This is a genomic window from Mesorhizobium sp. B2-4-1 (assembly GCF_006442185.1).
In the GTDB taxonomy this organism is placed as follows: Bacteria; Pseudomonadota; Alphaproteobacteria; order Rhizobiales; family Rhizobiaceae; genus Mesorhizobium.
In genome coordinates, this window is the sequence record NZ_VFVN01000009.1 from 147,282 (window position 1) to 172,761 (window position 25,480).

Annotated in this window: 23 protein-coding genes; 10 read left to right on the top strand and 13 right to left on the bottom strand. The window is 63.8% G+C overall.

The genetic code is table 11. The annotated features are described in order from the left end of the window. Positions 1 to 195 precede the first annotated feature (195 nt). From ehuB (FJ949_RS22485) to FJ949_RS22495, 3 genes are all read right to left on the bottom strand, one after another. Positions 196 to 1,047: an ectoine/hydroxyectoine ABC transporter substrate-binding protein EhuB gene (gene ehuB / locus FJ949_RS22485; RefSeq protein WP_140499273.1), complete on the bottom strand. Its 852-nt coding sequence runs from the start codon at positions 1,045 to 1,047 to the stop codon at positions 196 to 198. Between the two features lie 93 nt (positions 1,048 to 1,140). Next, a complete protein-coding gene (ehuA, locus tag FJ949_RS22490; protein WP_140499274.1) occupies positions 1,141 to 1,932 on the bottom strand; it encodes an ectoine/hydroxyectoine ABC transporter ATP-binding protein EhuA in 792 nt (263 codons plus the stop codon). Positions 1,933 to 2,135: 203 nt separating this feature from the next. Beyond that, positions 2,136 to 3,521, bottom strand: a complete 1,386-nt coding sequence (locus FJ949_RS22495) for a PLP-dependent aminotransferase family protein (protein WP_140499275.1) — start codon at positions 3,519 to 3,521, stop codon at positions 2,136 to 2,138. An 84-nt stretch (positions 3,522 to 3,605) separates the two neighbouring features. On the opposite strand from FJ949_RS22495, the gene FJ949_RS22500 reads away from it, so the two are divergent. From FJ949_RS22500 to FJ949_RS22515, 4 genes are all read left to right on the top strand, one after another. Further along, complete coding sequence (locus FJ949_RS22500) at positions 3,606 to 4,097, top strand: Lrp/AsnC family transcriptional regulator (protein WP_140499276.1); 492 nt, start codon at positions 3,606 to 3,608, stop codon at positions 4,095 to 4,097. A 199-nt stretch (positions 4,098 to 4,296) separates the two neighbouring features. Beyond that, complete coding sequence (locus FJ949_RS22505) at positions 4,297 to 5,790, top strand: NAD-dependent succinate-semialdehyde dehydrogenase (protein WP_140499441.1); 1,494 nt, start codon at positions 4,297 to 4,299, stop codon at positions 5,788 to 5,790. A 32-nt stretch (positions 5,791 to 5,822) separates the two neighbouring features. After that, entirely contained in the window at positions 5,823 to 7,202 is a 1,380-nt protein-coding gene (locus FJ949_RS22510; protein ID WP_140499277.1) for an aspartate aminotransferase family protein, read from the top strand. A 113-nt stretch (positions 7,203 to 7,315) separates the two neighbouring features. After that, positions 7,316 to 8,422 carry an alcohol dehydrogenase family protein gene (locus FJ949_RS22515; protein ID WP_224646819.1) on the top strand — a complete coding sequence of 369 codons (1,107 nt, stop codon included), beginning with the start codon at positions 7,316 to 7,318 and terminating at the stop codon, positions 8,420 to 8,422. Positions 8,423 to 8,484: 62 nt separating this feature from the next. Here FJ949_RS22515 and FJ949_RS22520 read toward each other — a convergent pair whose 3' ends face one another. From FJ949_RS22520 to ehuB (FJ949_RS22540), 5 genes are read right to left on the bottom strand one after another with little or no spacing between them, the layout of a single operon-like run. Next, complete coding sequence (locus FJ949_RS22520) at positions 8,485 to 9,210, bottom strand: GntR family transcriptional regulator (RefSeq protein WP_140499279.1); 726 nt, start codon at positions 9,208 to 9,210, stop codon at positions 8,485 to 8,487. Beyond that, the gene (gene ehuA / locus FJ949_RS22525; protein ID WP_140499280.1) at positions 9,207 to 9,986 is read right to left on the bottom strand and encodes an ectoine/hydroxyectoine ABC transporter ATP-binding protein EhuA; all 780 of its coding nucleotides are present in this window, start codon (positions 9,984 to 9,986) and stop codon (positions 9,207 to 9,209) included. Before ehuA (FJ949_RS22525) ends, FJ949_RS22520 begins: the two co-directional genes overlap by 4 nt. Then, positions 9,983 to 10,642, bottom strand: coding sequence for an ectoine/hydroxyectoine ABC transporter permease subunit EhuD (gene ehuD, locus FJ949_RS22530; RefSeq protein ID WP_140499281.1), 660 nt, complete (start codon positions 10,640 to 10,642; stop codon positions 9,983 to 9,985). The genes ehuA (FJ949_RS22525) and ehuD overlap by 4 nt, the downstream gene beginning before the upstream one ends. After that, positions 10,639 to 11,367 carry an ectoine/hydroxyectoine ABC transporter permease subunit EhuC gene (gene ehuC / locus FJ949_RS22535; protein WP_140499282.1) on the bottom strand — a complete coding sequence of 243 codons (729 nt, stop codon included), beginning with the start codon at positions 11,365 to 11,367 and terminating at the stop codon, positions 10,639 to 10,641. The genes ehuD and ehuC overlap by 4 nt, the downstream gene beginning before the upstream one ends. 57 nt (positions 11,368 to 11,424) lie before the next feature. Beyond that, complete coding sequence (ehuB, locus tag FJ949_RS22540) at positions 11,425 to 12,294, bottom strand: ectoine/hydroxyectoine ABC transporter substrate-binding protein EhuB (RefSeq protein ID WP_140499283.1); 870 nt, start codon at positions 12,292 to 12,294, stop codon at positions 11,425 to 11,427. 454 nt (positions 12,295 to 12,748) lie between these two features. On the opposite strand from ehuB (FJ949_RS22540), the gene FJ949_RS22545 reads away from it, so the two are divergent. The 5 genes from FJ949_RS22545 to FJ949_RS22565 are packed head-to-tail and all read left to right on the top strand — an operon-like array spanning position 12,749 to position 18,886. Further along, positions 12,749 to 13,897 carry a Xaa-Pro peptidase family protein gene (locus tag FJ949_RS22545; RefSeq protein WP_140499284.1) on the top strand — a complete coding sequence of 383 codons (1,149 nt, stop codon included), beginning with the start codon at positions 12,749 to 12,751 and terminating at the stop codon, positions 13,895 to 13,897. Between the two features lie 9 nt (positions 13,898 to 13,906). Beyond that, complete coding sequence (locus FJ949_RS22550) at positions 13,907 to 15,163, top strand: sarcosine oxidase subunit beta family protein (protein ID WP_140499286.1); 1,257 nt, start codon at positions 13,907 to 13,909, stop codon at positions 15,161 to 15,163. 12 nt (positions 15,164 to 15,175) lie between these two features. Further along, positions 15,176 to 15,442 carry a sarcosine oxidase subunit delta gene (locus FJ949_RS22555; protein ID WP_140499288.1) on the top strand — a complete coding sequence of 89 codons (267 nt, stop codon included), beginning with the start codon at positions 15,176 to 15,178 and terminating at the stop codon, positions 15,440 to 15,442. Then, complete coding sequence (locus FJ949_RS22560; RefSeq protein ID WP_348642175.1) at positions 15,439 to 18,387, top strand: sarcosine oxidase subunit alpha family protein; 2,949 nt, start codon at positions 15,439 to 15,441, stop codon at positions 18,385 to 18,387. Before FJ949_RS22555 ends, FJ949_RS22560 begins: the two co-directional genes overlap by 4 nt. Continuing rightward, positions 18,380 to 18,886 carry a sarcosine oxidase subunit gamma family protein gene (locus tag FJ949_RS22565; RefSeq protein ID WP_224646822.1) on the top strand — a complete coding sequence of 169 codons (507 nt, stop codon included), beginning with the start codon at positions 18,380 to 18,382 and terminating at the stop codon, positions 18,884 to 18,886. The genes FJ949_RS22560 and FJ949_RS22565 overlap by 8 nt, the downstream gene beginning before the upstream one ends. 219 nt (positions 18,887 to 19,105) lie before the next feature. On the opposite strand, the gene FJ949_RS22570 is transcribed toward FJ949_RS22565, so the two are convergent. The 5 genes from FJ949_RS22570 to FJ949_RS22590 all read right to left on the bottom strand — a co-directional run bounded on the left by FJ949_RS22570 (position 19,106) and on the right by FJ949_RS22590 (position 24,046). After that, the gene (locus FJ949_RS22570; RefSeq protein WP_140499290.1) at positions 19,106 to 19,699 is read right to left on the bottom strand and encodes a DJ-1/PfpI family protein; all 594 of its coding nucleotides are present in this window, start codon (positions 19,697 to 19,699) and stop codon (positions 19,106 to 19,108) included. Positions 19,700 to 19,766: 67 nt separating this feature from the next. Next, positions 19,767 to 20,717, bottom strand: coding sequence for a substrate-binding domain-containing protein (locus FJ949_RS22575; protein ID WP_140499292.1), 951 nt, complete (start codon positions 20,715 to 20,717; stop codon positions 19,767 to 19,769). Between the two features lie 57 nt (positions 20,718 to 20,774). Further along, complete coding sequence (locus FJ949_RS22580; RefSeq protein ID WP_140499447.1) at positions 20,775 to 21,746, bottom strand: ABC transporter permease; 972 nt, start codon at positions 21,744 to 21,746, stop codon at positions 20,775 to 20,777. Between the two features lie 17 nt (positions 21,747 to 21,763). Then, positions 21,764 to 23,341 (bottom strand): sugar ABC transporter ATP-binding protein, encoded by a 1,578-nt coding sequence (locus FJ949_RS22585; protein WP_140499294.1) that lies wholly within the window; start codon positions 23,339 to 23,341, stop codon positions 21,764 to 21,766. 6 nt (positions 23,342 to 23,347) lie between these two features. Continuing rightward, a complete protein-coding gene (locus tag FJ949_RS22590) occupies positions 23,348 to 24,046 on the bottom strand; it encodes a GntR family transcriptional regulator (RefSeq protein ID WP_140499296.1) in 699 nt (232 codons plus the stop codon). Positions 24,047 to 24,254: 208 nt separating this feature from the next. Between FJ949_RS22590 and FJ949_RS22595 the strand changes: the two genes are divergently transcribed. Beyond that, positions 24,255 to 25,478 carry an iron-containing alcohol dehydrogenase gene (locus FJ949_RS22595; RefSeq protein WP_140499298.1) on the top strand — a complete coding sequence of 408 codons (1,224 nt, stop codon included), beginning with the start codon at positions 24,255 to 24,257 and terminating at the stop codon, positions 25,476 to 25,478. Positions 25,479 to 25,480 lie beyond the last annotated feature (2 nt).

The window sequence follows — 25,480 nt, forward strand, 5'->3', positions numbered from 1 at the left end:
CCAACGTTTGGTTTTAGTAACTTCTCCCCTCTCACGGGGAGAAGATGCAGGTTCACCCTCCTTAGCTGCAGCGCAGCTGCCGCTAAGGACGGGCAGGCGGATGAGAGGCGGCTCCAAGCTCGGAGAAACGCGCGCTGCCCCTCATCCGGCCCTTCGGGCCACCTTCTCTCCGTGGACGGGGAGAAGGAAAAGAGCTTATTTCGCCGCGCAGAGCTTGTCGCGCGTCGTCGACATCGCCGCCGCCGCCGAGAAGCCGTAGGGCTCGATGATCTTGGCGAACTCGCCCGACTTCTTCATCTTGGCGAGCTCGACGTCGAAGGCGTCGCGCAGCGCCTCGTCACCCTTCTTGAACGCGGCGCCGTCGCAATAGACGGGCGCGCCCTGCACGGGTGCTATGACTTCGAGGCTCGGGTCATTGGCCTTCTTCATCAGATCGTTGATCGACAGGACGGGGAGCGAATAGGCGTCGATGCGGCCGTCCTGCACCATCTTCAGCCCGCTCTGGCCGTCGGGCACGACGATGACGCGGTCACGCGGCACGCCGGCGTTGAGCGCGAGCTTCTCCTCGGTGCCGCCGCCGGGCGCGCCGATGGTGGCGGAGGTGTCCTTGGCGACATCCTCGTAGCTCTTGAAGCCCTTCGGATTGCCTTTCTTCACCAGCATCGCCTCGGCGTCGCACAGCACCGGCTCGGAATAGGCAACCGCCGCACAACGCTCCGGCTTCATGAACAGGCCGGCGGTGACGACATCGAAACGGCCGGCCTGCAGGCCGGGGATCATGGCACCATATTCCGAGATCGACGCGGCGACGTCGGCGACGCCCAGCCGCTTGAAGATTTCCCGTGCCACGTCGGGCGCGGCGCCCGAAACCTTGCCGTCGGCGGCGACCGCCGTGTAGGGCGGCTCGTTGGCGATGGCGAGGCGGGCGAAGCCTTGCGCCTTCAGCTGCTCGAGCTTGCTGTCGTCGGCCGATCCGATGTTCGAGGCCGCGAGCACCGCGGTCAGCGCAAGACCGGCGACGCCGGCCAGAATGCCAAGTTTTTTCATTGTTCCCAACTCCATGTTTGTGTTCTTGGTTGCAGTCATTTCAGGACGGCAATACCGCCCTTGCGGACGGTGTCGCCGCCTCTGGCATGGCGGTCAGACGCGATGTCCGGCCGCGATGATCTTCTTCAGGAAACCTTGCGTGCGCTCCTGTTTGGGATGGCGGAAAATCTCATCGGGTTTGCCCTCCTCGACGATGCGGCCGCGGTCGAAGAACAGCACCCGGTCGGCGAAGTCGTGGGCAAAGCCCATTTCATGGGTGACGAGCAGCATCGTCATGTCGGTTTCGGCCGCGAGCTTGCGCATCACGTTGAGCACCTCCTCGACCAGTTCGGGATCGAGCGCCGAGGTGACCTCGTCGAACAGCATGATCCGGGGCGACAGCGCCAGCGCGCGGGCAATCGCGACGCGCTGCTTCTGGCCGCCCGAAAGCTGTGCCGGCATGGCCTTGGCCTTGTCGGCCATGCCGACCATGTCGAGCAATTCCATCGCCCGCTTCTCGGCGGCAGCGCGCGGCGTGCCCTTGGTCAGCATCGGCGCCAGCGTGACATTGTCGATGACGCATTTGTGCGGGAAGAGATTGAACAGCTGGAAGACCATGCCGATCTTCTGGCGCATCCTGGCCAGATGCCGCTCGTCGGCGGCCAGCAGCTGGCCGTTTCGCTCCATGTGATAGAGATGCTCGCCGTCGATCTGGATGTGGCCGCCATCGATGCGCTCCAGCGTCATCAGGATGCGCAGGATCGTCGTCTTGCCCGAGCCGGACGGACCGATCAGCGCCAGCTTCTCGCCGGGCATGACCTGCATGGACAGGCCGTCCAGCACCTTGAAAGTGCCGAAGCTTTTCGAAATGCCATCGACCTTGATGATAGGCGCGGATGCGGACAAACGAATTTCCCGTGCTGGAGAAGCCTATGCCCTTAACGATGCGGAACCCGCCAAATCATGTCAATTGGGAAAATAATATCATGACAATTATTCTGATCCCGCACAATTCTTGGACATTCAGTGCCTAGCAATGTGCCGAGATCGAAATCAAGCACCGGGGACACCTTTGGCGGTCGGCATCGTCTGGATAGCGGCACATCTCGCTAGATTGCGAGCAGCAGATGCTCGGGGTCGCCAAGCAGCAGCTTGGTGACAACGCCGAGGCCGGCGCGCAGTTCCCCCTCGGTGGTCGAACCCAGCGAGATGCGCACCGCCGGTTGCCAGGGCGCTTGCGAGATGCGGAAGGAAGCGCCGGGCGCGATCGCCACGCCTTGCAGGCGCGCCTGGGCGACGAAGCTCTCCTCGGCACGGTCGGCCGGCAACTGCAACCAGACATGCAGTCCGTCGCGCCGGGTGCGATAGTCGACGCCGGCCAGCACCTCGGCGACGATGTCCTGGCGTCGCCGCAATGCTGTGCGTTGCCAGCGCACCAGTTCCATCGCGGTGCCGTCGGTCACCCATTTGGTGGCGATTTCCGCCACCAGCGGCGTCGCCATCCAGTTGGAAACCAGATGCCGGTTGGCGACCGCGGCGACATAGCGGTCGGGGGCGGCGAGATAGCCGATGCGCAGGCCCGGCACCACGATCTTGGTGAAGGACGTGACGTAGAGCGTGCGTTCAGGCGCGAAGGCGGCGACCGGCGGCGGCCGGTCCTCGACCAGCGGCCCCAGCACATCGTTCTCGATGATGGCTATGTCGTGCCTGCGCGCAACCGCCGCAATCTGCTCGCGCCGCGCCGCATCCATCAGCGTCGCCGTCGGGTTGATCACCGAAGGCTGCACGAACACGGCGCGGATGTCGGAGATCCGGCAGGCCTCGTCCAGCGCTTCCGGGATAAGGCCATTGCCGTCTATCGGCAGGCCTTCGAGGTTGAAGCCGAGATAGCGGGCGAGCGGCACCAGCGTATGGTGGCCGATCGCCTCGGTGGCGACGGTCGAGCCGGGCGGCGCCACGCTCATCAGCGCCACCGTCATGCCGGCGGTAGCGCCATTGGTAAGGCTGATATTCTGCGGCGACGCATCAAGACCGCACAGTTTCAGCCACTCGACCGCCACGGCGCGGTGACGGGGAAACACCATGTTGGGCCGGAACGACAGCGCCGAGCTCGACGGCAGGTTGTCGGCCAGCCAGCCCAGAGCCTGCTTCAGCCGCTCCAGATGCATCGGCTCGCAGACCGGCTTCAGGATCGAAAGATCGATTACTTCGCCCAGCCGCTCCGGCAGATAGGGCGGCTCCGGCTCGCGCCGCTGCGTCTGGACGAAGCTGCCGCGGCCGATCTCGCCCGAGATCAGGCCGCGGCGAATCAGTTCCTCATAGGCGCGACTGACCGTCTGCACCGATAGTTTCAACTCGTCGGCCAGCCGGCGATGCGTCGGCAGCCGCGCGCCGTTGGCGAGCCGCCCATCATGAATGGCGCGTGCGAACTGGTCGGCCAGCGACTGGTAGGCGGGCCGCCGGATGAGCGCGGGATCAGGTTGCCATAATGTCATGACTTATTAGAGATCGAAATCAGTGCAATTGACAATCGAAATAATGCGCCGTCATGGTACGGCGGGACCAAAAAGTGGATACAGATGGCCGCCGCGAAACTCGACCCGATCGACCTCAGAATCCTCGACGCGATCCAGCGTGACGGGCGCATCACCAAGCTGGCGCTGGCCGACAAGGTCGGCCTGTCACCGACGCCGTGCTGGATGCGGCTGCGCAAGCTGGAAAAGGCCGGCATCATCTCCGGCTATCATGCCTCGATTGCCATGCGCGTCGTCGCACCCGTCGCCACCGTGCTGATGGAGGTGACGCTGGCTAGCCACCGCCAAGCCGATTTCGACCGCTTTGAGCGTGTCATCCGCGACATACCTGAGATTGTAGCCTGCTGGTCGGTGGGCGGCGGCGTCGACTACGTTCTTAAGGTGATGGCGCGCGATATCGATACCTATCAGCGGCTGGTCGATGCCTTGCTCGAACGCGAAATCGGCATCGATCGCTACTTCACCTACATCGTCATCAAGACGGTGAAGGACGAGACCGTGCTACCGCTTGCCGATCTGTTGCCGGTGCAGTCCTGAGATCGAAACCAGCGTTCATCTGGCACCGTACGCTCGGAGAACGCGCGAAAGCACCCGCCCCACCCCTGCGGCTAGACAGATCGTCCTGCTCTCCGGCCGAATAGAGAGAATCTCTCTATATAGCTGCACCTAAACAGCCTCATCCTTCGCGCCGACGCCCCTAGTCTTGCGGCGTCACCCCAATCGGGAGCAATCGATGATGTCCGCGCACTTTGCCCGTTCGCACCGCCATGAGGCGCTCGACCGCCTCGCCGACCGCCGGCTGCTGCGCGAGCTTGCCTATGTCGACGGGCACTGGACGGCAAGCGAGGCGGCGGAGAGCTTCGAGGTCACCGATCCCGCGACCGGCGCCACGGTGGCCTTCGTCGCCGCGCTCGATGGCCGCCAGACGGCAAGTGCGATCGACGCGGCGGCGCGCGCTTTCCCTGCCTGGCGGGCGCTGTTGCCGCAGGAGCGCTCGAAAATCCTGCGCAAATGGTTCGACCTCATCACCGCCGCGAAGGATGACCTCGCTCTGCTGATGACGCTGGAACAGGGCAAGCCCTTGAAGGAATCGCTCGGCGAGATCGATTATGCCGCCTCCTTCGTCGAATGGTATGCCGAGGAAGCAAAGCGCCTCAACGCCGAAAGCGTAACCAGCCATCTGGCGAACGCGGAAATGACGGTGCGGCGCGAGCCGCTCGGCGTCGTCGGCGTCGTGACGCCGTGGAACTTCCCGTCCGCCATGCTGACCCGCAAGGCGGCTGCGGCCCTTGCCGCCGGTTGCACCATCGTCGCCCACCCTTCTTCGGAAACGCCGCTCTCGGCGCTGGCGCTGGCCGAACTCGGCGAGCGCGCCGGCCTGCCCGCCGGCGTCTTCAATGTCGTCACAGGCAAAGCGTCGATCATTGTCGGGCGAATGTGCGAGGACCCTCGCGTGCGCGCCATGAGCTTCACCGGTTCGACCGAGATCGGCAGGCTGATCGCGGCCCAGAGCGCGCCGACGATGAAGCGGCTGGTTATGGAACTTGGCGGCCACGCGCCGCTGATCGTCTTTGCCGATGCCGATCTCGACAAGGCCGTGCGCATCGCCGTCGACGCCAAATTCGCCACGTCCGGCCAGGACTGCCTCGCGGCCAACCGCATCTATGTCCAGCGGCCGATCTATGATCGTTTCTGCGCCGCCTTCGCCAAGCGCATCGAGGCGCTGCGGACCGGCAATGGCCTTGCCGACGAAAGCGACATCGGCCCGCTGATGCATGAGCGCGCCGTCAAGAAGGTCGAGGAGCAGGTCACCGACGCGCTCGCCCATGGCGCCCGCTGCCTCGTTGGCGGCATAAGGCACCAGGCCGGCCCGTTGTTTTACCAGCCGACGCTGCTGGCCGACGTGCCTGACGAGGCGCTGATCATGCGCGAAGAAACGTTTGGTCCGGTCGCAGCCGTGACGCCGTTCGACAGCGAGGACGAGGTGACCGCGCGCGCCAACGCCACTGAATATGGTCTGGTCGCCTATGTCGTGACCGAGAACGGCGCCCGCCAGCAGCGCCTGGGCCGGGCGCTGGACTACGGCATGGTCGCCATCAACCGCGTCAAGATCACCGGTGCGCCGATCCCGTTCGGCGGCGTCAAGCAGTCCGGCATTGGCCGCGAGGGTTCGCGTCAGGGGCTCGAAGCTTTCACCGATCTCAAATATCTTTGCCTGGACGTCGCTTAAGCCGCGTCCACGTTCCTCAAGGAGTCAAAAGAATGCTCGACCAGTCCAATGAACTCGCCGCCTGGGATCGTGATCACTTCTTCCATCCCTCGACGCATATGGGCACCCACGCGCGCGGTGAATCGCCGACGCGCATCATGGCCGGCGGTGAAGGCGTCACCGTCTGGGACAGCAACGGCAGAAAAAGTATCGATGCCTTCGCCGGCCTTTACTGCGTCAATGTCGGCTATGGCCGCCAGAAGATCGCTGACGCCATCGCCGCCCAGGCCACGAACCTCGCCTATTACCACGCCTATGTCGGCCACGGCACCGAGGCCTCGATCACGCTGTCGAAGATGATCATCGACCGTGCGCCGAAGGGCATGTCGAGGGTCTATTTCGGCCTCTCCGGTTCGGATGCCAACGAAACCAACATCAAGCTGATCTGGTACTACAACAACGTGCTTGGCCGCCCGGAGAAGAAGAAGATCATCTCGCGCTGGCGCGGCTATCACGGCTCCGGCATCATGACGGGGTCGCTGACCGGGCTCGATCTCTTCCACAATGCCTTCGACCTGCCGCGCGCGCCGATCCTGCACACCGAGGCGCCCTACTATTTCCGCCGCGCCGACCGTTCGATGAGCGAGGAGCAATTTTCGCAGCATTGCGCCGACAAGCTCGAGGAGATGATCCTGGCCGAGGGCCCCGAGACCGTCGCCGCCTTCATCGGCGAGCCGATCCTCGGCACTGGCGGCATCGTGCCGCCGCCCGCCGGCTACTGGGAGAAAATCCAGGCGGTGCTGAAGAAGTACGACGTGCTCCTGGTCGCCGACGAAGTGGTGACGGGCTTCGGCCGGCTGGGCACCATGTTCGGCTCCGACCATTACGGCATCAAGCCGGACCTGATCACCATTGCCAAGGGCCTGACCTCCGCCTACGCGCCGCTGTCGGGCGTCATCGTCGCCGACAAGATGTGGCAGGTTCTGGTGCAGGGCTCCGACAAGCTCGGCTCGCTGGGGCACGGCTGGACCTATTCGGCGCATCCGATCTGCGTCGCCGCGGGTGTGGCCAACCTCGAACTGATCGATGAGATGGATCTGGTGAGGAATGCCGGCGAGACCGGCGCCTATTTCCGCGCCGAATTAACCAAGGCCGTCGGCGGCCACAAAAACGTCGGCGAGGTGCGCGGCGACGGCATGCTGGCGGCGGTCGAGTTCGTCGCCGACAAGGACGACCGTGTGTTCTTCGATCCGGCGCAGAAGATCGGACCGCAGATCGCCACGACCCTCGCCGCAAGCGGGGTCATCGGCCGCGCCATGCCGCAGGGCGACATTTTGGGCTTCGCCCCGCCGCTTTGCCTGACGCGCGAGGAGGCTGACACCGTGGTGGCCAAGACCGCCGATGCCGTGAAGAGCGTGTTCGCCAATCTCTAATTGCCGAGATCGGCGCTGCCCCTCATCCGCCTGCCGGCACCTTCTCGTCGTTCACGGAGAGAGGGTAAAGGTGAGGGGCAGCGCCACCTACAAAGTATTCGGAAGTGAACGCGATGACCTCTCATCCCACCCTCCCCGCCACCATGGCGGCCGTGCAGCTTACCGGCCACGGCGGCCCGGAAAAGCTCGTCTACCGCACCGACGTGAAAGTGCCTGTGCCCGCCGCCGGCGAAGTGCTGGTCAAGGTCAGCGCCTGCGGCATGAACAACACCGACGTCTGGGTTCGCCAGGGCGCCTATGGCACGGAGGAGGACGCAGGGGCCGTGTCGACATGGCGGCGCCAGGGCAACACCCTGACCTTTCCGCGTATCCAGGGCACCGACACGGTCGGCACCGTCGCTGCCGTTGGCGCAGGGGTCTCGCCGGAACGCATCGGCGAACGAGTGATGGTCGATTTCTCGATCTACAATCGCGACGACGATTCGCTCGCCGACATTGACTATATGGGTCACGGCCGCGACGGCGGTTACGCCGAATACCAGGCTGTACCGGCCGAGAACGCCCATGTCGTCGACACTGACTTGAGCGATGTCGAACTCGCCACCTTCTGCTGCGCCTATCTCACCGGCGAGCAGATGCTGGAACGTGCAGGGCTCAAGGCCGGCGAACGCGTGCTGGTCACCGGCGCCTCGGGCGGCGTCGGCTCCGGCATCGTGCAATTGGCGCGGGCGCGCGGAGCCATTCCCTATGCCGTCGTCGGCAAGGGCAAGGAGCAGGCGGTGCTCGACATCGGCGCCGAAGCCGTGATCACCCGTGGCGTGGCCGACCTGCCGCAAGCCGTGGCCAAGGTGACCGGCGGCCAGCCCATCGACGTCGTGGCCGACCTTGTCGGCGGCGCGATCTTCAACGATCTGTTGCGCATCCTGAGGCCCGAGGGCCGCTACACCACCGCAGGCGCCATCGCCGGCCCGGTCGTCCAGCTCGATCTCAGGACCATGTATCTCAAGCAGCTTCAGCTCCACGGCTCGAGCCAGGGCACACGTGCGGATTTCCGCCGTATCGTGCGCTATATCGAGGAAGACAAGATCCGGCCGCTGGTCGGCGGCGTCTACAGGCTTTCCGATTTCCACCGCGCCCAAGCCGATTTCATCGCCAAGGATTTCGTCGGCAAGCTGGTGGTGGTGCCTGATGCCGTGGCTGAACGGCGGCACCCTAAATAAGAGGACGGAGCAGCAGCGCTTCTCGGCGCCGCAAGCTACGTCACCATGACAAAGGACGACCGTCAGGTCTTGCCGTCAAATTCATCATGTCGGCCGGCATGGCGCACCATGCGCCGAAAGCTCATCGAGATATGGGCTCGCCTGATGTGCCCGATCGATTCCCAGTCTCCGATTTCCGCGGCGGCCAGCACTTCCTCCATTTCGCGCCGGAAGGCCGTGAACTCCTCCACAAGGCCGAGTTGCGGCATCATCTTGAGGACTACGCGCGCAACCTGAAAATACAGTCTTTCGCTTATTTCGCGCAGGGGCTGGTTCCCGGTCATGCCGGATAGTTCAGTGAAGAAGTCCATGTTCAGCTGCAGAAAGGCACGCTGATCCGGGTTGAGCATATCGGAATCGCAGCGCGCGATGAGCGCTCGGATGCGATCGAGGTCGACCGCCGTTCGGGGAATTGGCGAAAGCTTGCCGACAAGCAGCGCGAGTTCCAGTCGCAGATGATAGACCTGCTGCAACTCCTCGATGTCGACGTCGGTGACGATCGTACCGACGCCGTGAACCGATTGCACAAGGCCTTCGGCCTCGAGCCGCGCCAGCACGCGTCGGACCGGTGTGCGGCTGATCTCGAATTCCTGGGCGAGTTCTTCTTCGGAGAGCCGGCTCCCCGGCGGATAATCGAGCAGGCAGATACGGTCGCGCAGGATTAGGTAGATGCGTTCGAACCGTTCGCGCGCCGAAAGCGGACGCGAAGGCGGCACTGTCTTGGCCGAGGCATCCGTATCAAGCGTCATCCAGCCTCCAGGACAGCGTGCAGGAACTGCCGCGTCCGCTCATTCTTGGGTGCGCCGAAAAGCTCTGCTGGCGGCCCCTGCTCGCAAATTTTGCCCTGGTAGAAGAAGCAGACGCGATCGGAAAATTCCTTGGCGAAGCCCATCTGGTGGGTGACCATGAGCATCGTCAGATCATGCTCGCGGCCGATTTGCCTTATCACTTGCAGCACTTCGCCGACAAGTTCCGGATCGAGCGCGGACGTCACCTCGTCGAACAGCATTATCTTGGGCCGCATCGCCAGCGCCCTGGCAATGGCGACGCGCTGTTGCTGGCCGCCGGAAAGCTGGGAAGGATAATGATCCTTCTTCTGCGACAGCCCGACCATGTCGAGAAGCTCGGCCGCCCGTGCCTCGGCATCGGCCCGCTTCATGCCAAGCACGGTCATCGGCGCCTCGATGCAATTGGCCATCGCCGTCATGTGTGGAAACAGGTTGAAAGACTGGAACACCATGCCGATCTTCGCCCGGATGCGGCGGATATGGGCAAGATTGGCGGGCACCAGCTTTCCGCCTTGCTTCATATGCGTCAGTGGCTCGCCTTCGACCCAGATGACGCCGTCATTGATCGTCTCCAGCGTCATCAGCATGCGCAAGACCGTGGTCTTGCCGGAACCGGACGGTCCGATGACGGAAACCTTCTCGCCGCGCGCGATTTCAAGGTTCAGCCCGTCGAGCACGGTGAGCGCGCCATAACGCTTCGAGACATTGTCGAAACGGACCATCGGTTGTTCGGTCATCGCGCGGTCCTTCGGTTGAGCAGGCGTTCGAGGGCACGGATGAGCGCGGCCGAAACCAGGCTCATGGCCAGGAAGAACAGGCCGACCAGCGTGATCGGTTCGGTGTAGCGGAAAGTCTCGGAGCCGATGATCTTGGCCGTCTGCATGAGTTCCAGCACGGCGATGGCCGACAGCAGCGGCGTCTCCTTGAACAGCGCGACGAGATAGTTGCCGAGCGCCGGCACGATCGGCGGTATCGCCTGCGGGATGATGATGTCGCGAAAGGTCGTCCAGGAGGAGAGGTTGAGTGCGATCGAGGCTTCCCACTGGCCGCGATGGATGTTGTCGAAGCCCGCGCGGTAGACTTCCGAGCAATAGGCGGCGTAGTGAATGCCGATGGCCAGAACGCCGGCCGTGAATGCGTCGAGCACGACGCCGAATTTCGGAAAGACGAAATAGAGGAAGAAGATCTGGATGAGCAGCGGCGTCGAGCGGATCAGTTCGACCAGCACCGAGATCGTCCAGCCGGTCCAGGGCACCGCGATACGGATTACCGCGAGGACCAGCCCGAGCAAAGCCGCGATGACGAAGCCGAGCAGCGTCGCCTCGATCGAGACGACGGCGGCGCGTGCGAGCACCGGCAGGATCTCGGCGGCAAAACTCCAATCCCAGATCACGCCGCCCTCCCCCGCGCCAGACCGAGCGAGGCCCGCCTTTCGAGAAGCCGCATGCCGATAGAAACGGTGAGCGACATGGCGAGATACATCAAAAGCACCAGCGTGAAGATAGGAATGGTCTTGAAGGTGTTCTGGTTCATCTGCTGCGCCTTGAAGGCGAGGTCCGTGAGCGTGATCAGCGAAACCAGCGCCGTCGATTTCAAAAGCTCGATGAACAGATTGCCCCAGGGCGGGATCATGGCTACGAAGGCTTGGGGCAGGATGATCCGGCGCAGCATTTGCGCGCGGCTCATGTTGAGCGCCGTTCCCGCCTCCCATTGGCCGCGCGCGACCGACTGGATTGCGCCGCGCACGCATTCGGATCCATAGGCGCCGACATTCAAGCCAAGCGCCAGCACCGCGACGGGAAACGCGTCGAGCGTGACCCCGAATTGCGGCAGCACGAAAAACAGCCAGAACAATTGCACCAGCGCCGAGGTGCCGCGAAAGATTTCGACATAGACCGTCGCCAGCCATCTGAGGGGCGCTGGACCATACATGCGCGCCAGCGCGGCGAGCACCCCCATCACGACCGCCAGCAGGCTGCCGAGGACGGCGATCTCGATCGTCAGGACGGCACCCTGCAATAGTCCCGGTAGGAACAGCCTGTATGTTTCCTGCGTCGCCAGCACCGCGATCACGGCCAGCGAAACGACCAGCATGGCAACGAGCGTGCGGATACCCATCTGCTTCTCCGAGGAAAAAAGAGGGCGGCGTTTTCACGCCGCCCAGCAGTTGGGAATTTATTCGCCCTTGCAGAGCTCTGCAGTCGTCTTGTTCGGCAGATAGTCCTTGCCGAAGCCGAGCGGCTCGACCAGCGCGATATGCTCCGGCGTACCGAGGAACTTCTTCAGTTCGGCGTTGAACGCTTCCTGCAGATCGGTGTCCTCCTTGCGGAAGCCGAAGCCGCCATGGCCCTTCACCGACTTGCCGGCAACTTCACCGAAGGGCTTGGTCGATTCGACGCCATCGGCCTTCTTGGCCATGTCGGCGATCGAGAGCGCGGTTAGCGCGGCAGCATCGGCACGGCCAGACTGGACCGCGGCGACCAGGCTGGATTGGTCGGGCAAGGAAACGACTTGTCCTTGGGCAACGCCGGCGTCCTTCGCATATCCCCCCTCGACGGCGCCCGCCATCACGGCGAGCTTGAGATCGGGATTGTCCTTGATGCTCGAATAGTCCTTCACGCCTTTCGGATTGCCCTTCGCGACCAGCATGGCCTGGCCGATGCCATAGGACGGTTCGGAAAAATTGATCTCGGCGCAGCGCTTGGGATTGATGAACATGCCGGCGGCGATGATGTCGAAGCGGCCGGCCTTGAGACCCGGAATGAGCGAGCCGAATTCGGTCAGCACGCCGTCGACCTGCGCAATGCCCATCTTGGCGAGCACCGCCTTGGCGACTTCCGGCGCTTCGCCGGTCAATTTGCCGTCAGGCGTGGCGAAACCGAACGGCGCCTCATTGGCGAAGCCGACGCGGATATAGCCGTCCTTCTTGGCGCGTTCGAGCGTCGTTTCGGCATGGGCCGGCAGTGACGTGAATGCGGTCGCGGCGAGCGCAAGACAGGCGGCGGCCTTCACGAGCGCGCGGCGGGATATCTGTGACGTGAACATGCTTTCCCCTTTTCTTCTTCGATAATTATCGGGCTCGAACGATGTTTCTCCACCATCGCGTCAAGCGCACTAAGACGTATACAACTCATCTGGACATATCGCAAGACGCACTGTACGAATCTGGAAAAATCGCCATTGGGCTTGATTGTGCGGCTTTGTGATGCGCAAGTTGTGCACAATTAAGGTGTGCTTTCTCGATGCGATACGAACCGCCTTTGGATGAGGGCAGGAAGGAAAACGGCTTTGGACGCGTCGGGCGGGCCCACCAAGGCGGAATACGCGCGGCGCCTGGCCGACGTGAAGCAACGCATGGCAAAGGCCGGCTTCGATCTCAATCATCTGCCAGGATCCCAGCGCCAGCGAAGGCGGCGGCGAGCGGCTCTGCGACGTGACCCGCGATCCCATCTTCATCGACTGACCATCAGCCCAGGACCGGCAACTCAAGGACACCTCAATGGACCGCAATCCCTTTTCCGAAGCCGAGATCGCCGGCCGCTTGTCGAAAGTTCGCACGGCATTGGCAGAGCGCAAGCTCGACGCCGCCGTCTTCGCCTCGCCGGAGACTGTTTTCTATCTCACCGGCCTCGACCATTGGGGTTATTTCGCGCCGCACCTCCTGATCGTCACGCTCGACCGGCGTCCTATCCTGGTCACCCGGTCGATGGAGAAGGTGACGATCGAGAATCAGGTGAAGGCAGCAGAATTCCGCGGTCACTCCGACAGCGAGACCGCGGCCGACCTCGCCGCGCGCGTCATTTCCGAACTCGGCCTGGCCGGCAAACGGATCGGCATCGAAAACTGGACGTCCGGCCTCAGCCACGGCCTCGCCCTGAAGCTTGAGGCGCAGGCCGACGCCAAGTGGAGCGACGTCTCGGGACTGGTCGACAAGATGCGGTTGGTGAAGAGCGCCGAGGAACAGGTGCTGATGCGCCGCGCCGCCAAGGTCACGGATGCTGCGGCAGGTGCCGCCATCGCTGCCATCTCCGACGGCGCCGCCGAGCAGGAGGTTGCCGCCCAATGCGTGGCGGCGATGGTGCGCGCCGGCGGCCACGCGCCGGGCTTCGGCCCGTTCATCCGGCCCGCCGCCCGGCTCGGCGAGGAGCACACGACCTGGGGCGACGGCATCTATCGCAGCGGCGAGCCGGTCTTCGTCGAACTGTCGGGCTGTGTCTCGCGCTATCACGCGCCGCTTGGCCGGCTGATCCGCATCGGCAACATCAAGGACGAAGATGCCGCCATGGCCGAGGTCACGGCCAAGGCATTCGAGGCCGTCGTCAGGGCGCTCGAGCCAGGTGCCAGGGCGCGCGATGTCTACGCCGCCTGGCAAGGCGTCGCCGACGAGGCCGGCCTGTCGCATTATCGCCGCCATCATTGCGGCTATCTCGTCGGCATCGGCCAGCCGCCCTCATGGACCGGCGGCAATTCGGTGACGGGCCTCAGGCACGATTCCGATCTCGAAATCGAGACCGGGATGAGCTTCCACATCCTGTCCTGGCTGATGGGCACCGGCCGCGGCGACCATTTCATCTCCAACACCGTGCTGCTGACCGATGCGGGGGCCGAAGTGCTGACCCGCACCCCGGCCGGCCCGATCGTCCGCTAGACCATGAACATGGCGCGCTATTCGGCGTTTTCGATTTTCCGCAATGCCCTTTCCGGCCAGAAGAACTGGCGGCGCGCCTGGCGCGCGGCCGAGCCGAAGCCCGCCTATGACGTGATCGTCGTCGGTGGGGGCGGGCATGGCCTTGCGACGGCTTTCTACCTCGCCGAGAACCACGGCATCCGCAATGTCGCCGTTCTGGAAAAGGGCTATGTCGGCGGCGGCAATGTCGGCCGCAACACCACCGTCATCCGCTCCAACTACCTGCTCGACGGCAACACCCAGTTCTACGAATTCTCGGTCAAGCTGTGGGAAGGCTTGTCGCGGGCGCTGAACTTCAACGTGATGTTTTCGCAGCGCGGCCAGATCGTCACTGCCCATTCGGTCGATCAACTCGACACATTCAGCCATCGCGCCAACATCATGCGTCTGAACGGCATCGACGCCGACATACTCGACCGCGACGCTGTGCGCCGGCTGGTACCCTATCTCGATTTCTCCGAAACCGCGCGATTTCCGATCCATGGTGCGATCTTGCAAGGCCGCGCAGGCACCGCCCGCCATGATGCCGTCGCCTGGGGCTATGCGCGCGTTGCCGACGGCCACGGGGTCGACATCATCCAGAATTGCGAGGTGACCGGCTTTGTCCGCGACGGCGAAAGGATCGTCGGTGTCGAGACCAGCAAGGGCCGCATCGGCGCCGGCAAGGTCGGCCTCGCCGTCGCAGGCCATACTTCGCTCCTCGCCGCCAGGGCCGGCCTGGAACTGCCGATCGAAAGCCACGTGCTCCAGGCTTTCGTCACCGAGCCGCTCAAGCCGCTGGTAGATCACGTCGTCGCTTATGGCGCAGACCATTTCTATGTCAGCCAGTCGGACAAGGGCGGGCTGGTCTTCGGTGGCAATCTCGACGGCTACAATTCCTACGCCCAGCGCGGCAATCTCGGCGTCGTGGGCGAAGTGGCGGAGGCGGCGATAGCCCTGATGCCCTGCATCTCGCGTGTCAGGCTGCTGCGCCATTGGGGCGGCGTCATGGACATGACGCCGGACGCCAGTCCGATCATCTGCCCGACCCCGATAGAAGGGCTCTATCTCAATGGCGGCTGGTGCTATGGCGGCTTCAAGGCGACGCCGGCCTCCGGCTGGTGCTTTGCCCATATGCTGGCCACCGGCAAGCCGCATCCGCTGACCGCCGCCTACGCGCTCGACCGTTTCCGGACCGGCCACACGCTCGACGAAGCCGGCGCCGGCCCCTCGGCCTGGCTGCAATAGAGAACGAGAGAAATGCTTCGCATCGACTGCCCATGCTGCGGCCTGCGCGACCATGACGAGTTCCGCTATGGCGGCGACGCTTCCGCGGTGCGTCCGGCGCATGACGATCCCGATCCGGAGGCGTGGTATCGCTATGTCTACGTGCGCAAGAACCCGGCGGGACCGCACCGTGAATTCTGGCAGCATGTGACCGGCTGCCGGCAATGGCTGGTCATCGAGCGCGACACGAGGAACCACGCTATCGCATCGGTCGGCTTCGCCAGGAAAATGCCAGCATGAAAATGATTGGAAATCGTCTGGCCGCCGGCGGCCGCATCGACCGCACGCAGCCGCTCCGCTTCACATTCGACGGCCGCGAGCTGGGCGGCTATCGAGGCGATACGCTTGCTTCCGCGCTGCTTGCCAATCGGCTCATGCTGACAGGCCGCAGCTTCAAATACCATCGGCCGCGCGGCATCTTCTCGGCCGGCCCGGAAGAACCCAACGCGCTGGTTACGCTCGGTAGCGGTGGACGGCGCGAACCGAACCTTCCGGCCACGACACTGGAACTGGCTGAAGGTATGACTGCCGAAAGCCAGAATCGCTGGCCGTCCCTTGCCTTCGACGTGCAGAGCGTCAACGGCCTGTTTGCGCCCCTTCTTTCTGCCGGCTTCTACTACAAGACCTTCATGGGTCCGACCCGCCGCGCCTGGATGTTCTACGAGCATTTCATCCGTAAAGCCGCGGGATTGGGCCGGGCCGGCACCGAACCCGATCCCGACCGTTACGAGACCCGGCATGCATTTGCCGATGTTGCAGTCGTCGGCGGCGGCCCTGCCGGCCTGTCGGCGGCGCGCGCCGCGGCAGCCAGCGGCGCCAGGGTCGTCCTCGTCGAACAGGACTTTCTGCTCGGTGGCCAACTTCTTGCCGAGCGCACCGATGGCAAGGCGGCAGCCTGGCTGACAAAGATCGAGGCGGAGCTTGCAGGCCAGCCCAACGTCACCCTGATGCGCAAGACGATGGCCTTCGGCACCTATGACGGCAACACGCTGGGGCTGATCGAGCGGCATGACGGCCAGGTCGCGCAAGGCGCTGCGCGGCAGGTTTTCACCGTGCTTCGCGCCGGCTCGATCATCTTTGCGGCCGGTGCTATCGAACGGCCGCTGGTGTTCTCCAACAACGACCGGCCAGGCATCATGCTGGCGTCCGCCGCCCGGACCTATCTCAACCGCTTCGCCGTGCTGCCGGGAAAGAATATCCTCGTGGCCACGATGAACGACGGCGCCTATCGCGCTGCTTTCGACCTCGCCGCCGCCGGCGCGCGAGTGACGGTCGCGGACCAGCGCGGCGCTCCGCCCGCCGATCTGGCGGCGGAAGCCGGACGCCTGAACGTAGAGATCCGCTCCGGAACCCGGATCGCCGATCTGCGCGGCAGCCATGCGGTGAAGGCCGTACGGCTTGCCGGCCCGAGCGCCAAATCGGAAATCGCCTGCGATTTCGTCTGCGTCTCCGGCGGCTGGTCGCCGACCGTGCATCTCACCTCGCATCTTGGCGTCAGGCCCGTCTATCGCGACGACATCGACGGCTTCGTTTCGGGCGGCTTTCCGGCAGGCCAGTTCGGCGCCGGCGCGATGATGGGGCGCTTCTCGACCGCCGACGCGATCGAGGACGGCCACCGCGCCGGCGTCGAAGCGGCATGCTTCTGTGGAAAACCGGCGGCCATGCCGGCGCCGGATGAACTCGATCTCGAAGGGGCCCCGGCCGCTCCCTTTCGTGCGATCTCTTCCGCGGGGCGCGGCAAGGCCTTCGTCGATCTACAGATGGATGTGACCACCAAGGACGTCGAGCTCGCCCATCGCGAGGGCTATGAATCGGTCGAACACCTGAAGCGCTACACCACGCTCGGCATGGGGACCGACCAGGGCAAAACCAGCAATTTCGCAGCACTTTCGGCCATGGCGGCGCTGCGCCGGGCAACGATTGCGCAAACCGGAACCACGACCTTTCGCCCACCCTACGCGGCGGTCGCGATCGGCGCGCTGGCCGGTCGCGCCGTCGGTCATCACTTCAAGCCGGTCCGTCGCACGCCGATGCACGACTGGCACCTGGCAAACGGTGCCGAGATGCTCGAGGTCGGTCTCTGGATGCGTCCGTATTTCTATCGCGATGCCGGACGCGACGTGAATGAAGCCTATGTCGCGGAGATGCGGATCGTGCGCGGCGGCGCCGGGCTGATGGACATTTCCACCCTCGGCAAGATCGACGTGCAGGGGCCGGACGCGGCCATATTCCTCGACCGTGTCTACGCCAACGGTTTCGCCAAGCTTCCGGTTGGCCGCGCGCGCTACGGCGTCATGCTGCGCGACGACGGCGTCGTCTTCGACGACGGCACCACCACGCGCTTGTCGCAAAATCGCTTCTTCATGACCACCTCTACCGCCAGGGCCGCCGATGTCCTGTCGCGGCTGGAATTCCTGCTCGACACCGCCTGGCCGGATTTGCGTGTCGCGGTCTCTTCGGTAAGCGACGAGTGGGCGGCGATGTCGACCGCCGGGCCACGAAGCCGCGATGTCCTTGCCGCCGCCTTTCCGACGCTCGATGTCTCCAACGAGACGCTGCCGCATATGGGCGTCATCGAAGCCGGGTTCGACGGACGGGCCCTGCGCGTTATTCGCCTCAGCTATTCCGGCGAGCGCGCCTACGAGATCTATGTCGGCGCCAGCGCCGGCGAACAGGCCTGGAGCCGTCTCATCGAAGCAGGCGCGCCGTTCGGCCTCAAACCTTATGGCGTCGAGGCGCTTGGTGCGCTGCGCGTTGAAAAGGGCCACGTCGCCGGGCCCGAGATCGATGGCCGCACCACGCTCGACGATCTCGGCCTCGGGCGCATGGCCGGCAAACGCGGCGGATTCGTCGGCGACGTCCTGCGTCGTCGTCCGGCCTTTCAGGCACCCGACCGCCAGCGCCTCATCGGGCTGGAATGCATCGAGGACGGCAAGCGGCTGCGCGGAGGCGCCATATTGTTCCTGCCTGGCGATGCCGTCACCGGCCACGGGCGCGGTCGGATCACCTCGGTTACCTTCAGCCCGGAACTCGGCCACTATGTCGGACTGGCGCTGTTCGCCGGCAATGCCGCGGCCGAAGGAGACGAGATCACCGCGGTCTACCCGATGCGGACAGAGACGGTTCGCGCCCGCGTCGTGCCTTCTGTTTTCCTAGATCCCAAGGGAGAGCGCATGCATGGTTGAGCCTGTGCTGTCGAAGGACTTCAACCTGTGGGCCTCCGATTGCCCGATCGTTCAGATCGAGGGCTGGGAAGAAACGCTGACAAGATTCGAAACGAGCGTCTCGCAGGCCTTGGGCGCGAGGCTCCCTGCCGACGTCGGCGAGACGGTTCGGCATGCTGGCGCCCTCATCGTCAGGATCACCCCCCGCCGTCTTTGGCTGATCGTCGAGACAGGTGCGGAACCGCCGGCCATTGCGATCGATCCTGAATTGGGCTGCTCGGTTCTGCTCGGCGAAGGCCGGGTGCGATTCAGGATGGAGGGTGCGCGTCTTCAGGACATTCTCTCTGCCTGCATGCCGGTCGACTGGTCGTCCGCCGCTTCGGCTCCCGGCCGTGCCGTACAGACGTCCGTCCATCACGTGCCGGCGCTCTATCTGCGAACAGGCGAGAGCAGCTGCGACCTGATCGTGCCGCGAAGCTTCGCCCGCAGCCTTGCCGACTGGATTGCCGCCGCGCGTTGAAGCAACCCCAGGAAAGTGGGTAACGTTTTTCCGCTCGCGATTGCGTAAGGAAAAAGCTGGACCTGTCCGGCGCAGCGGCCGCTAAACCGGCAGGACGCACCGCGCGCATACCTTTTGCACGACGGTCGATACAGTCGTCCGCATCGGCGAAGGTCTCGGCATCACTGGTGGAGGCCGACACGCCACGGCAGCGCGCCGGCCTCCGCCTTGGTTAGCGGGTCAGTTGTGGCGGATTTCCGTGCCGAGCACCTTCAGGCACTCACGGATAAAGGCGGCCAGCGCCGTCCATCCCTTGGCCGACACCATCGTGCCATCGACATAGGCTTCCGTCGGCGAGAGGTCGATATAAGTTCCGCCCGCGAGAGTGACTTCCGGCTCGCAAGCGCCCAGCGCACCAACCTTCTTGCCGCGCACGACACCGTCGACCGCGATCAGGATCTGCACGCCATGGCAGATCGTGAAGATCGGCTTCTTGGTCTCGTGAAAGTGTCGAACGATCGTCTGCACCCGCTTGTCGGTGCGGATGTATTCCGGTCCGCGTCCGCCCGCGCAGTAGACCGCGTGGTACTGGTCGAGCTGCTTTTCCGCATCCGAGAACGTCTTGTTGATCAGCGCGTAGTGCCCGAGCTTTTCGGTGTAGGTCTGGTCCCCTTCGAAATCGTGCAGCGAGGTCTTGATCAGGTCGCCCGCATTCTTGTCGGGGCAGACGACATGGACCGTGTGACCAACGGCTTCCATCGCTTGCTGGTAAACGAAAATCTCGTATTCCTCGGTGAACTCACCGGTCAGCATCAATATCTTCTTGCCTGGCATAGCTCTTCCTCTCTGTTGTTGGCATGCAAGGCGCATCACGCGCCTTGCCTCATTCGGATTGCGGGCCTCAGAACGGGGAGTCGGGGAAGTAATATTCCTTGGCGTTGGCCTGGGTTATGAGCGGGGCGTCGAGTTTGACGGCACCGCGAACCGGAGCCTGACCGATCAAGTTGGCCACGGTCATGTAGATAGCGGTCTTGATCATCGCCGGCGGATACGGCGTCTCGACCGGTGTCATCGCATCCCCGTCTATCACCTTCTTCACGATGTCCTTCATGCCGTTGCCGCCGAGCGCTAGCTTGATATCGGTTCGGCCGGACTGCTTGACGGCCTCGAGCACACCGAGAAGCATGTCGTCGTCGTTGGCCCAGACCGCATCGATGTGCGGGTGCTTGGCCAGGTAGTCCTGCATGAGCTTGAAGGCCTCGTCGCTGTTCCAGTGGGCATACTGCATGTCAAGCACCTTCAGGCCGGTACCCTTGATCGTGTCCTCGAAGCCCTTGATACGCTCGTCGTCGATGACGGTGGGAATGCCGCGCAGCACGACGACGTCACCTTTGCCGCCCAGTTTGTCGATCATGAACTTCGCCGTATTGGTGCCAACCGCGATGTTGTCGCCGGCAAGATACAGGTCCTGAATGGAAGGGTCGGTCAATCCCCTGTCGACGACGGTGATGAACGTACCCATCTCCTTGATGGCTTTCACCGGCTGGGTCAGTTCCTCGGAGGTGTAGGGCAGTATCACCAGCGCATCCAGCTTGCGGCTGGCCGACAGATCCTCCAGCGCGCTTACCTGGTCGGCCGCCGAGGGCGACGTCTTCACGACGACTTCGACATCCGGGAAGGCCGCGTTGATTTCCTTTGCGGCGGCCTGCGCGTGATAGACGATGCCGGCCGTCCAGCCATGATCCGCCGCCGGGATCGACACCGCGACCACCTTCTTGTCGGCTGCAAGCGCCTGGCCGGCCACCATCAGTGCGCCGACTGCCGCGACGGCAACCCATTTCCTGCTAAACATAAATACCTCCCAGAGATATGGACCACACAACAGGCGCCCGTCCGGTCCGAAGACGAGCTATTTCGAAAATCTTTGCACGAGCATGGCGATGATGATGATGACGCCCTGCACCGCGGCGACGAGGTATTCGGAAACGAAATCCGACAACACCATCAGGTTGGCGATCAGCTCCAGGATCACCGCACCGGCGATGGTGCCCCAGATGCGGCCCTTGCCGCCCCGCAGCGCCGTTCCGCCAATGACAACGGCCGTTATCACCTGCAGCTCCCAAAGCTGTCCGGTGGTCGGGGTGGCGGCTCCCAGACGAGGCACGTAACAGATGGCGGCGACCGCCACGCATGCACCCTGGATGACATAGGCAATGGTGCGCGTCTTGACGACCGAGATGCCCGAATAGCGGGCGACGTCCTCGTTCGCGCCCACCGCCGCGCATTTGCGGCCATATTTGGTCTTGTAGAGGACAAATGCGCCGACCACCGCAACGAGCGCCGACAGAAGGATCGGCACCGGAATGCCCGCGACGGCGCCGAAATAGACCGGCCGGTACGCGTCCCGCAGCGAGCGATCGATCGGGATCGTGCCGCCATCGGTCATATAGGTGATCAGTGCGCGGAAGATACCCATTGTGCCGAGCGTGGCGATGAACGGCTCGATCCTTCCGACCGTGACGATGAGACCGTTCGCGAGGCCGCATAGAAGCCCCGCGACGACTGCTATCACCATGCCTGCCGGGATGGCCCAAAGGCCGAGGCTGGGGGCCATCATGTTCATGAACATGATCGTGACGCCGGCGATGAAGGCGACCATCGAGCCGACCGAAAGGTCGAGCCCGCCTGATGAGATCACGAATGTGGCGCCGACGGCTATGATGGCGACATAAGCGCTGCGCGTGATCACGTTGCCCAGGTTTGTCGCGGAAAGAAAATCCGGATTGATGAGGAATCCCGCCACCAGTAGTGCGAACAGTGCAAGGAAAGGGCCGGCATCCGTCCACGAGAAATGGTGCTGCCTGTCGCTTCGGGCAGACATGGAATGGGTAAGCGCCGTCACTGTCTTCCTCCTTGGGCCGTGCCATGGCCTTTGTCACTGGTCGCCAGCAGCGCGATGTTGCTTTCGGTCATCGTTTCGCCCGAGACCTCGCCGCTGATCCTGCCTTCGCGCATGACCAGGACGCGGTCGCAGATGCCGACCAGTTCCTGCATCTCCGACGAGATGACGATGCAGGCTTTGCCTTGGCCCACGAGTTCCTGGATGAAGGCGTAGATCTGCGCCTTGTTGGCGATGTCGATCCCGCGCGTCGGCTCATCGATGATCACGACCGAAGGATTGGTCAGGAGCACCTTGGCCAGCAGAAGTTTCTGCTGGTTTCCGCCCGAAAGCTGCCCTGCCCTGGCGTTGTGGCTCTTCACCCGGATGTCGTAGCTGGAGACGGCCCGCGCGAGCGCCTCGGATTCGCGGCCGCGCAGAACCAGAAGTCCCGGATGCAGAAGGCCAAGCGACGAGAGGGTCAGGTTCGGCGCCAGCCGCTCCTGCAAAAGCAGGCCCTTGCCCTTGCGATCTTCCGTCAGATAGCCGATGCCCGCCTCTATGGCCTCGCGCTGTGAATGTATCTGTATCGGCGAACCGTTGAGCTCGATCGTAGCCGTCGCCGGCCTAAGCCCCACAATGCCTTCGAACAACTCGGTTCGCCCCGCCCCGATCATGCCGGCGAAGCCAAGAATCTCGCCTTTGTGAACGGTAAAGGACACGTCCCGTGCATAACCTGGAACAGTCGCGTTTCTGACGGTCAGCATGGGCCGGCTCGTCTGGACCTCGCGCTTGTGAGGATAAAGCGCGGCGAGTTCGCGCCCGACCATAAGCTGCGCCATGTCGGCCTGGCTCAACGCATGGCCGGGATAGGTGCCGATCATCTTGCCGTCGCGCAGGACCGTGACCTTGTCCGCCAGCCGCTGCACCTCGTCGAGGCGATGGCTGATGTAGAGAACCGCGATGCCCCGCGCCCTGAGCCCGAAGATGATGGCGAGCAAACGCTCGACCTCCCCACCGGTCAGCACCGCTGTTGGCTCGTCGAAGATGACGACCCTGTGGTCGCCGAGCAACGCGCGGGCGATTTGCACGAGTTGGCGATCCGCCAGCGAAATGTCTCGGACCAGCGCGGTCGGCGACACCTCGCAACCGATCTCGGCCAGTTTCGCGGCCGCTATGCGGCGCATGGCGCCATCATCGACGATTCCGCGCCTGGAGAGCTCGCGGCCGAGAAAGAGATTGTCGGTCACCGTGAGCGCTTCGGCCAGGAGGATTTCCTGATGCACCAGCGCGATGCCTGCCGCCTGCGCCTGGTGAGGTGTCCTGAAACTCACGCGGTCACCGGCCATGGACAGGCTGCCGGCGGTTGGCTCGATGTAACCGGAAAGCAAGCGCATGAACGTCGACTTGCCGGCGCCATTCTCGCCGATGACGGCATGGATCTCGCCAGGGAAAATATCCAGCGTGATGTCCGACAACACGGTCACCGGGCCGTATTGTTTGCAAAGCCCTTCCGCGCGCAGCACCGGAGCCACAGCCGGTGTGGGCTCCGGCGGCAAAGCGGTGAGGCTTCCGTCGATGCGAGTGGCAACTGACATCGCGGCCTACTCGAATGCAGGCAGGAGCCTGTCCCGCGAATTCTCTATGTGCACGCGCATCGCCTTTTCGGCGGCAACCGGATCGCTGGCCGCGAAAGCGGCGAGGATGGCTTCGTGCTCGTCGAGCGCCTCCTCGGTGACCCGCGAGTGATACATCAGGCGGAAAATGTGGAAGTGGGTGTGCTGGTGGTTCAGCGTTTCGCGGATGAGCTCGTTCTGCGCGAACTCCATGACCTTGTCGTGGAAGATGGCATCCTGGCGGGCGAAGTTCGAATAACGCAGGCGTTCGTCCTTGCCCACCCGCCTGGCCATCACGCCAGCCGCCTCCTGCAAAATCATCAGCCGGGCTTCATCGAGCGCAGCGGCTGCCTTGGCGGCGGCTGCGGGTTCGAGCAGCAGGCGCAGTTCATAGAGTTCGTCGAAACGGCGCCGTGTGATCTGGGGCGCGGCCCGGTACCCGATAAGATGGGTTTTCACCACCAGGCCCTCGCCTTCCAGCCGCCCAAGAGCTTCGCGGATGGGCGTATGCGAGACGTTGAACTCCTTGACGAGGTTATCGACGGTGATCCGCGATCCCGGAGCTATCTTCAGCGACATCAGCTGCTGGAAGATCGCCTCGTAGACGTCGCCCGACAGGCTGTTGGCGCGCTGGATGCGGCCTGTCAACCGAGCGTCATTGTCGACGGTAAGGTCTGGATTCTGCATGTTTTGCCTCTTGACAGGGGCGACCTCTAACACGATGCTCCGCGCAATTCAATCCTATATCCTATACGATTTTATAGAGGATATTCGTGAGGCAGGAAAACTCGACGACGGCTCTGGCCCGTGCCTTGCCCGAACCACGCCACGCACGCTGGGCAAGCGGTGATCTCCGATCCCCCGCTCCCCAATCCATATTCGAAGGACACACTTCATGACGCTATTTGCAGCAGCCCGGTTGCCGCATGAGATTCTTTTCGGCAAAGGCCAGCGCCACGCGCTGCCTGATATTGCCGCCAGATATGGCCGGCGCGCATTCATCTGCACGGATGAGCGTTTCGCCGGGACGCCAATGTTCGCGCAGATCAGCGCGGCACTGAGAGCAGGCTCGATCGAAACGCTCGTGTACGATCGCATCCTCCCGGATGTCCCTCGTGACAGCGTTGCCGTCTGTGCCGCCCATGCGAAGGACTTCAAGCCGGACATGGTGATCGGGATCGGTGGCGGCAGCTGCCTGGACATGGCCAAAAGCGCCGCGCTGCTGATCAGTCACGGCGGGTCGCTTCAGGACTACTACGGGGAGTTCAAGGTGCCCGGCCCCACGCTTCCGGTAATCGCGGTCCCGACCACCGCCGGCACCGGTTCGGAAGTGACGCCGGTGGCGGTGATCTCCGATCCGGAGCGGACGCTTAAGGTCGGCATTTCCAGTCCCCATCTCATTGCCGCGGTCGCGCTCTGCGATCCGGAACTCACCTCGACATGCCCGCCCTCCCTCACGGCAATTGCCGGAGCCGACGCGCTCACCCACGCGATCGAAGCCTTTACGTCCGCCAAACGCGGCGCCGATCCGCACTTGCCGCAGCGGCATGTCTTCGTCGGCAAGAGCGCCCTTACCGATCATTTCGCGCTGCTGGCCATCCAGCTCCTGGGCCGCAGTCTCGAAAAGGCGTACAGGGACGGCTCGGACGAAGACGCACGCGCCGATGTCATGATGGGAGCGCTGGCGGCCGGCTGCGCTTTCGGCACGGCCGGAACGGCGGCTGCCCACGCCGTGCAATATCCCGTCGGCGCGCTTACCCACACGCCGCACGGATTGGGCGTGGCGACGATGCTTCCCTACGTGATGAGCTACAATCTGCCCGCCGCAACCGACGAAATAGCGGCGGTCGGCGCCGCTCTGGGGGTGACGGAGACAAAGAGCGCCGAGGCGACCGCGCGCGCCACCATCGATGAGGTGGCCCGGCTGTTCGCGGCGATCGGCATCACCCGCACGCTGGCCGATCTGGGTCTTCCACACGACAAGATCGACTGGACCGCCGAGCAGGCGCTCGGCATCGATCGGCTGATCAAGAACAACCCTCGTCCTTTCGACATCGCCGCGATGCGGCGGCTGGTGAGGGCCGCCTATGACGGCGACATGGCCGCAAGCTCAGTCTGACC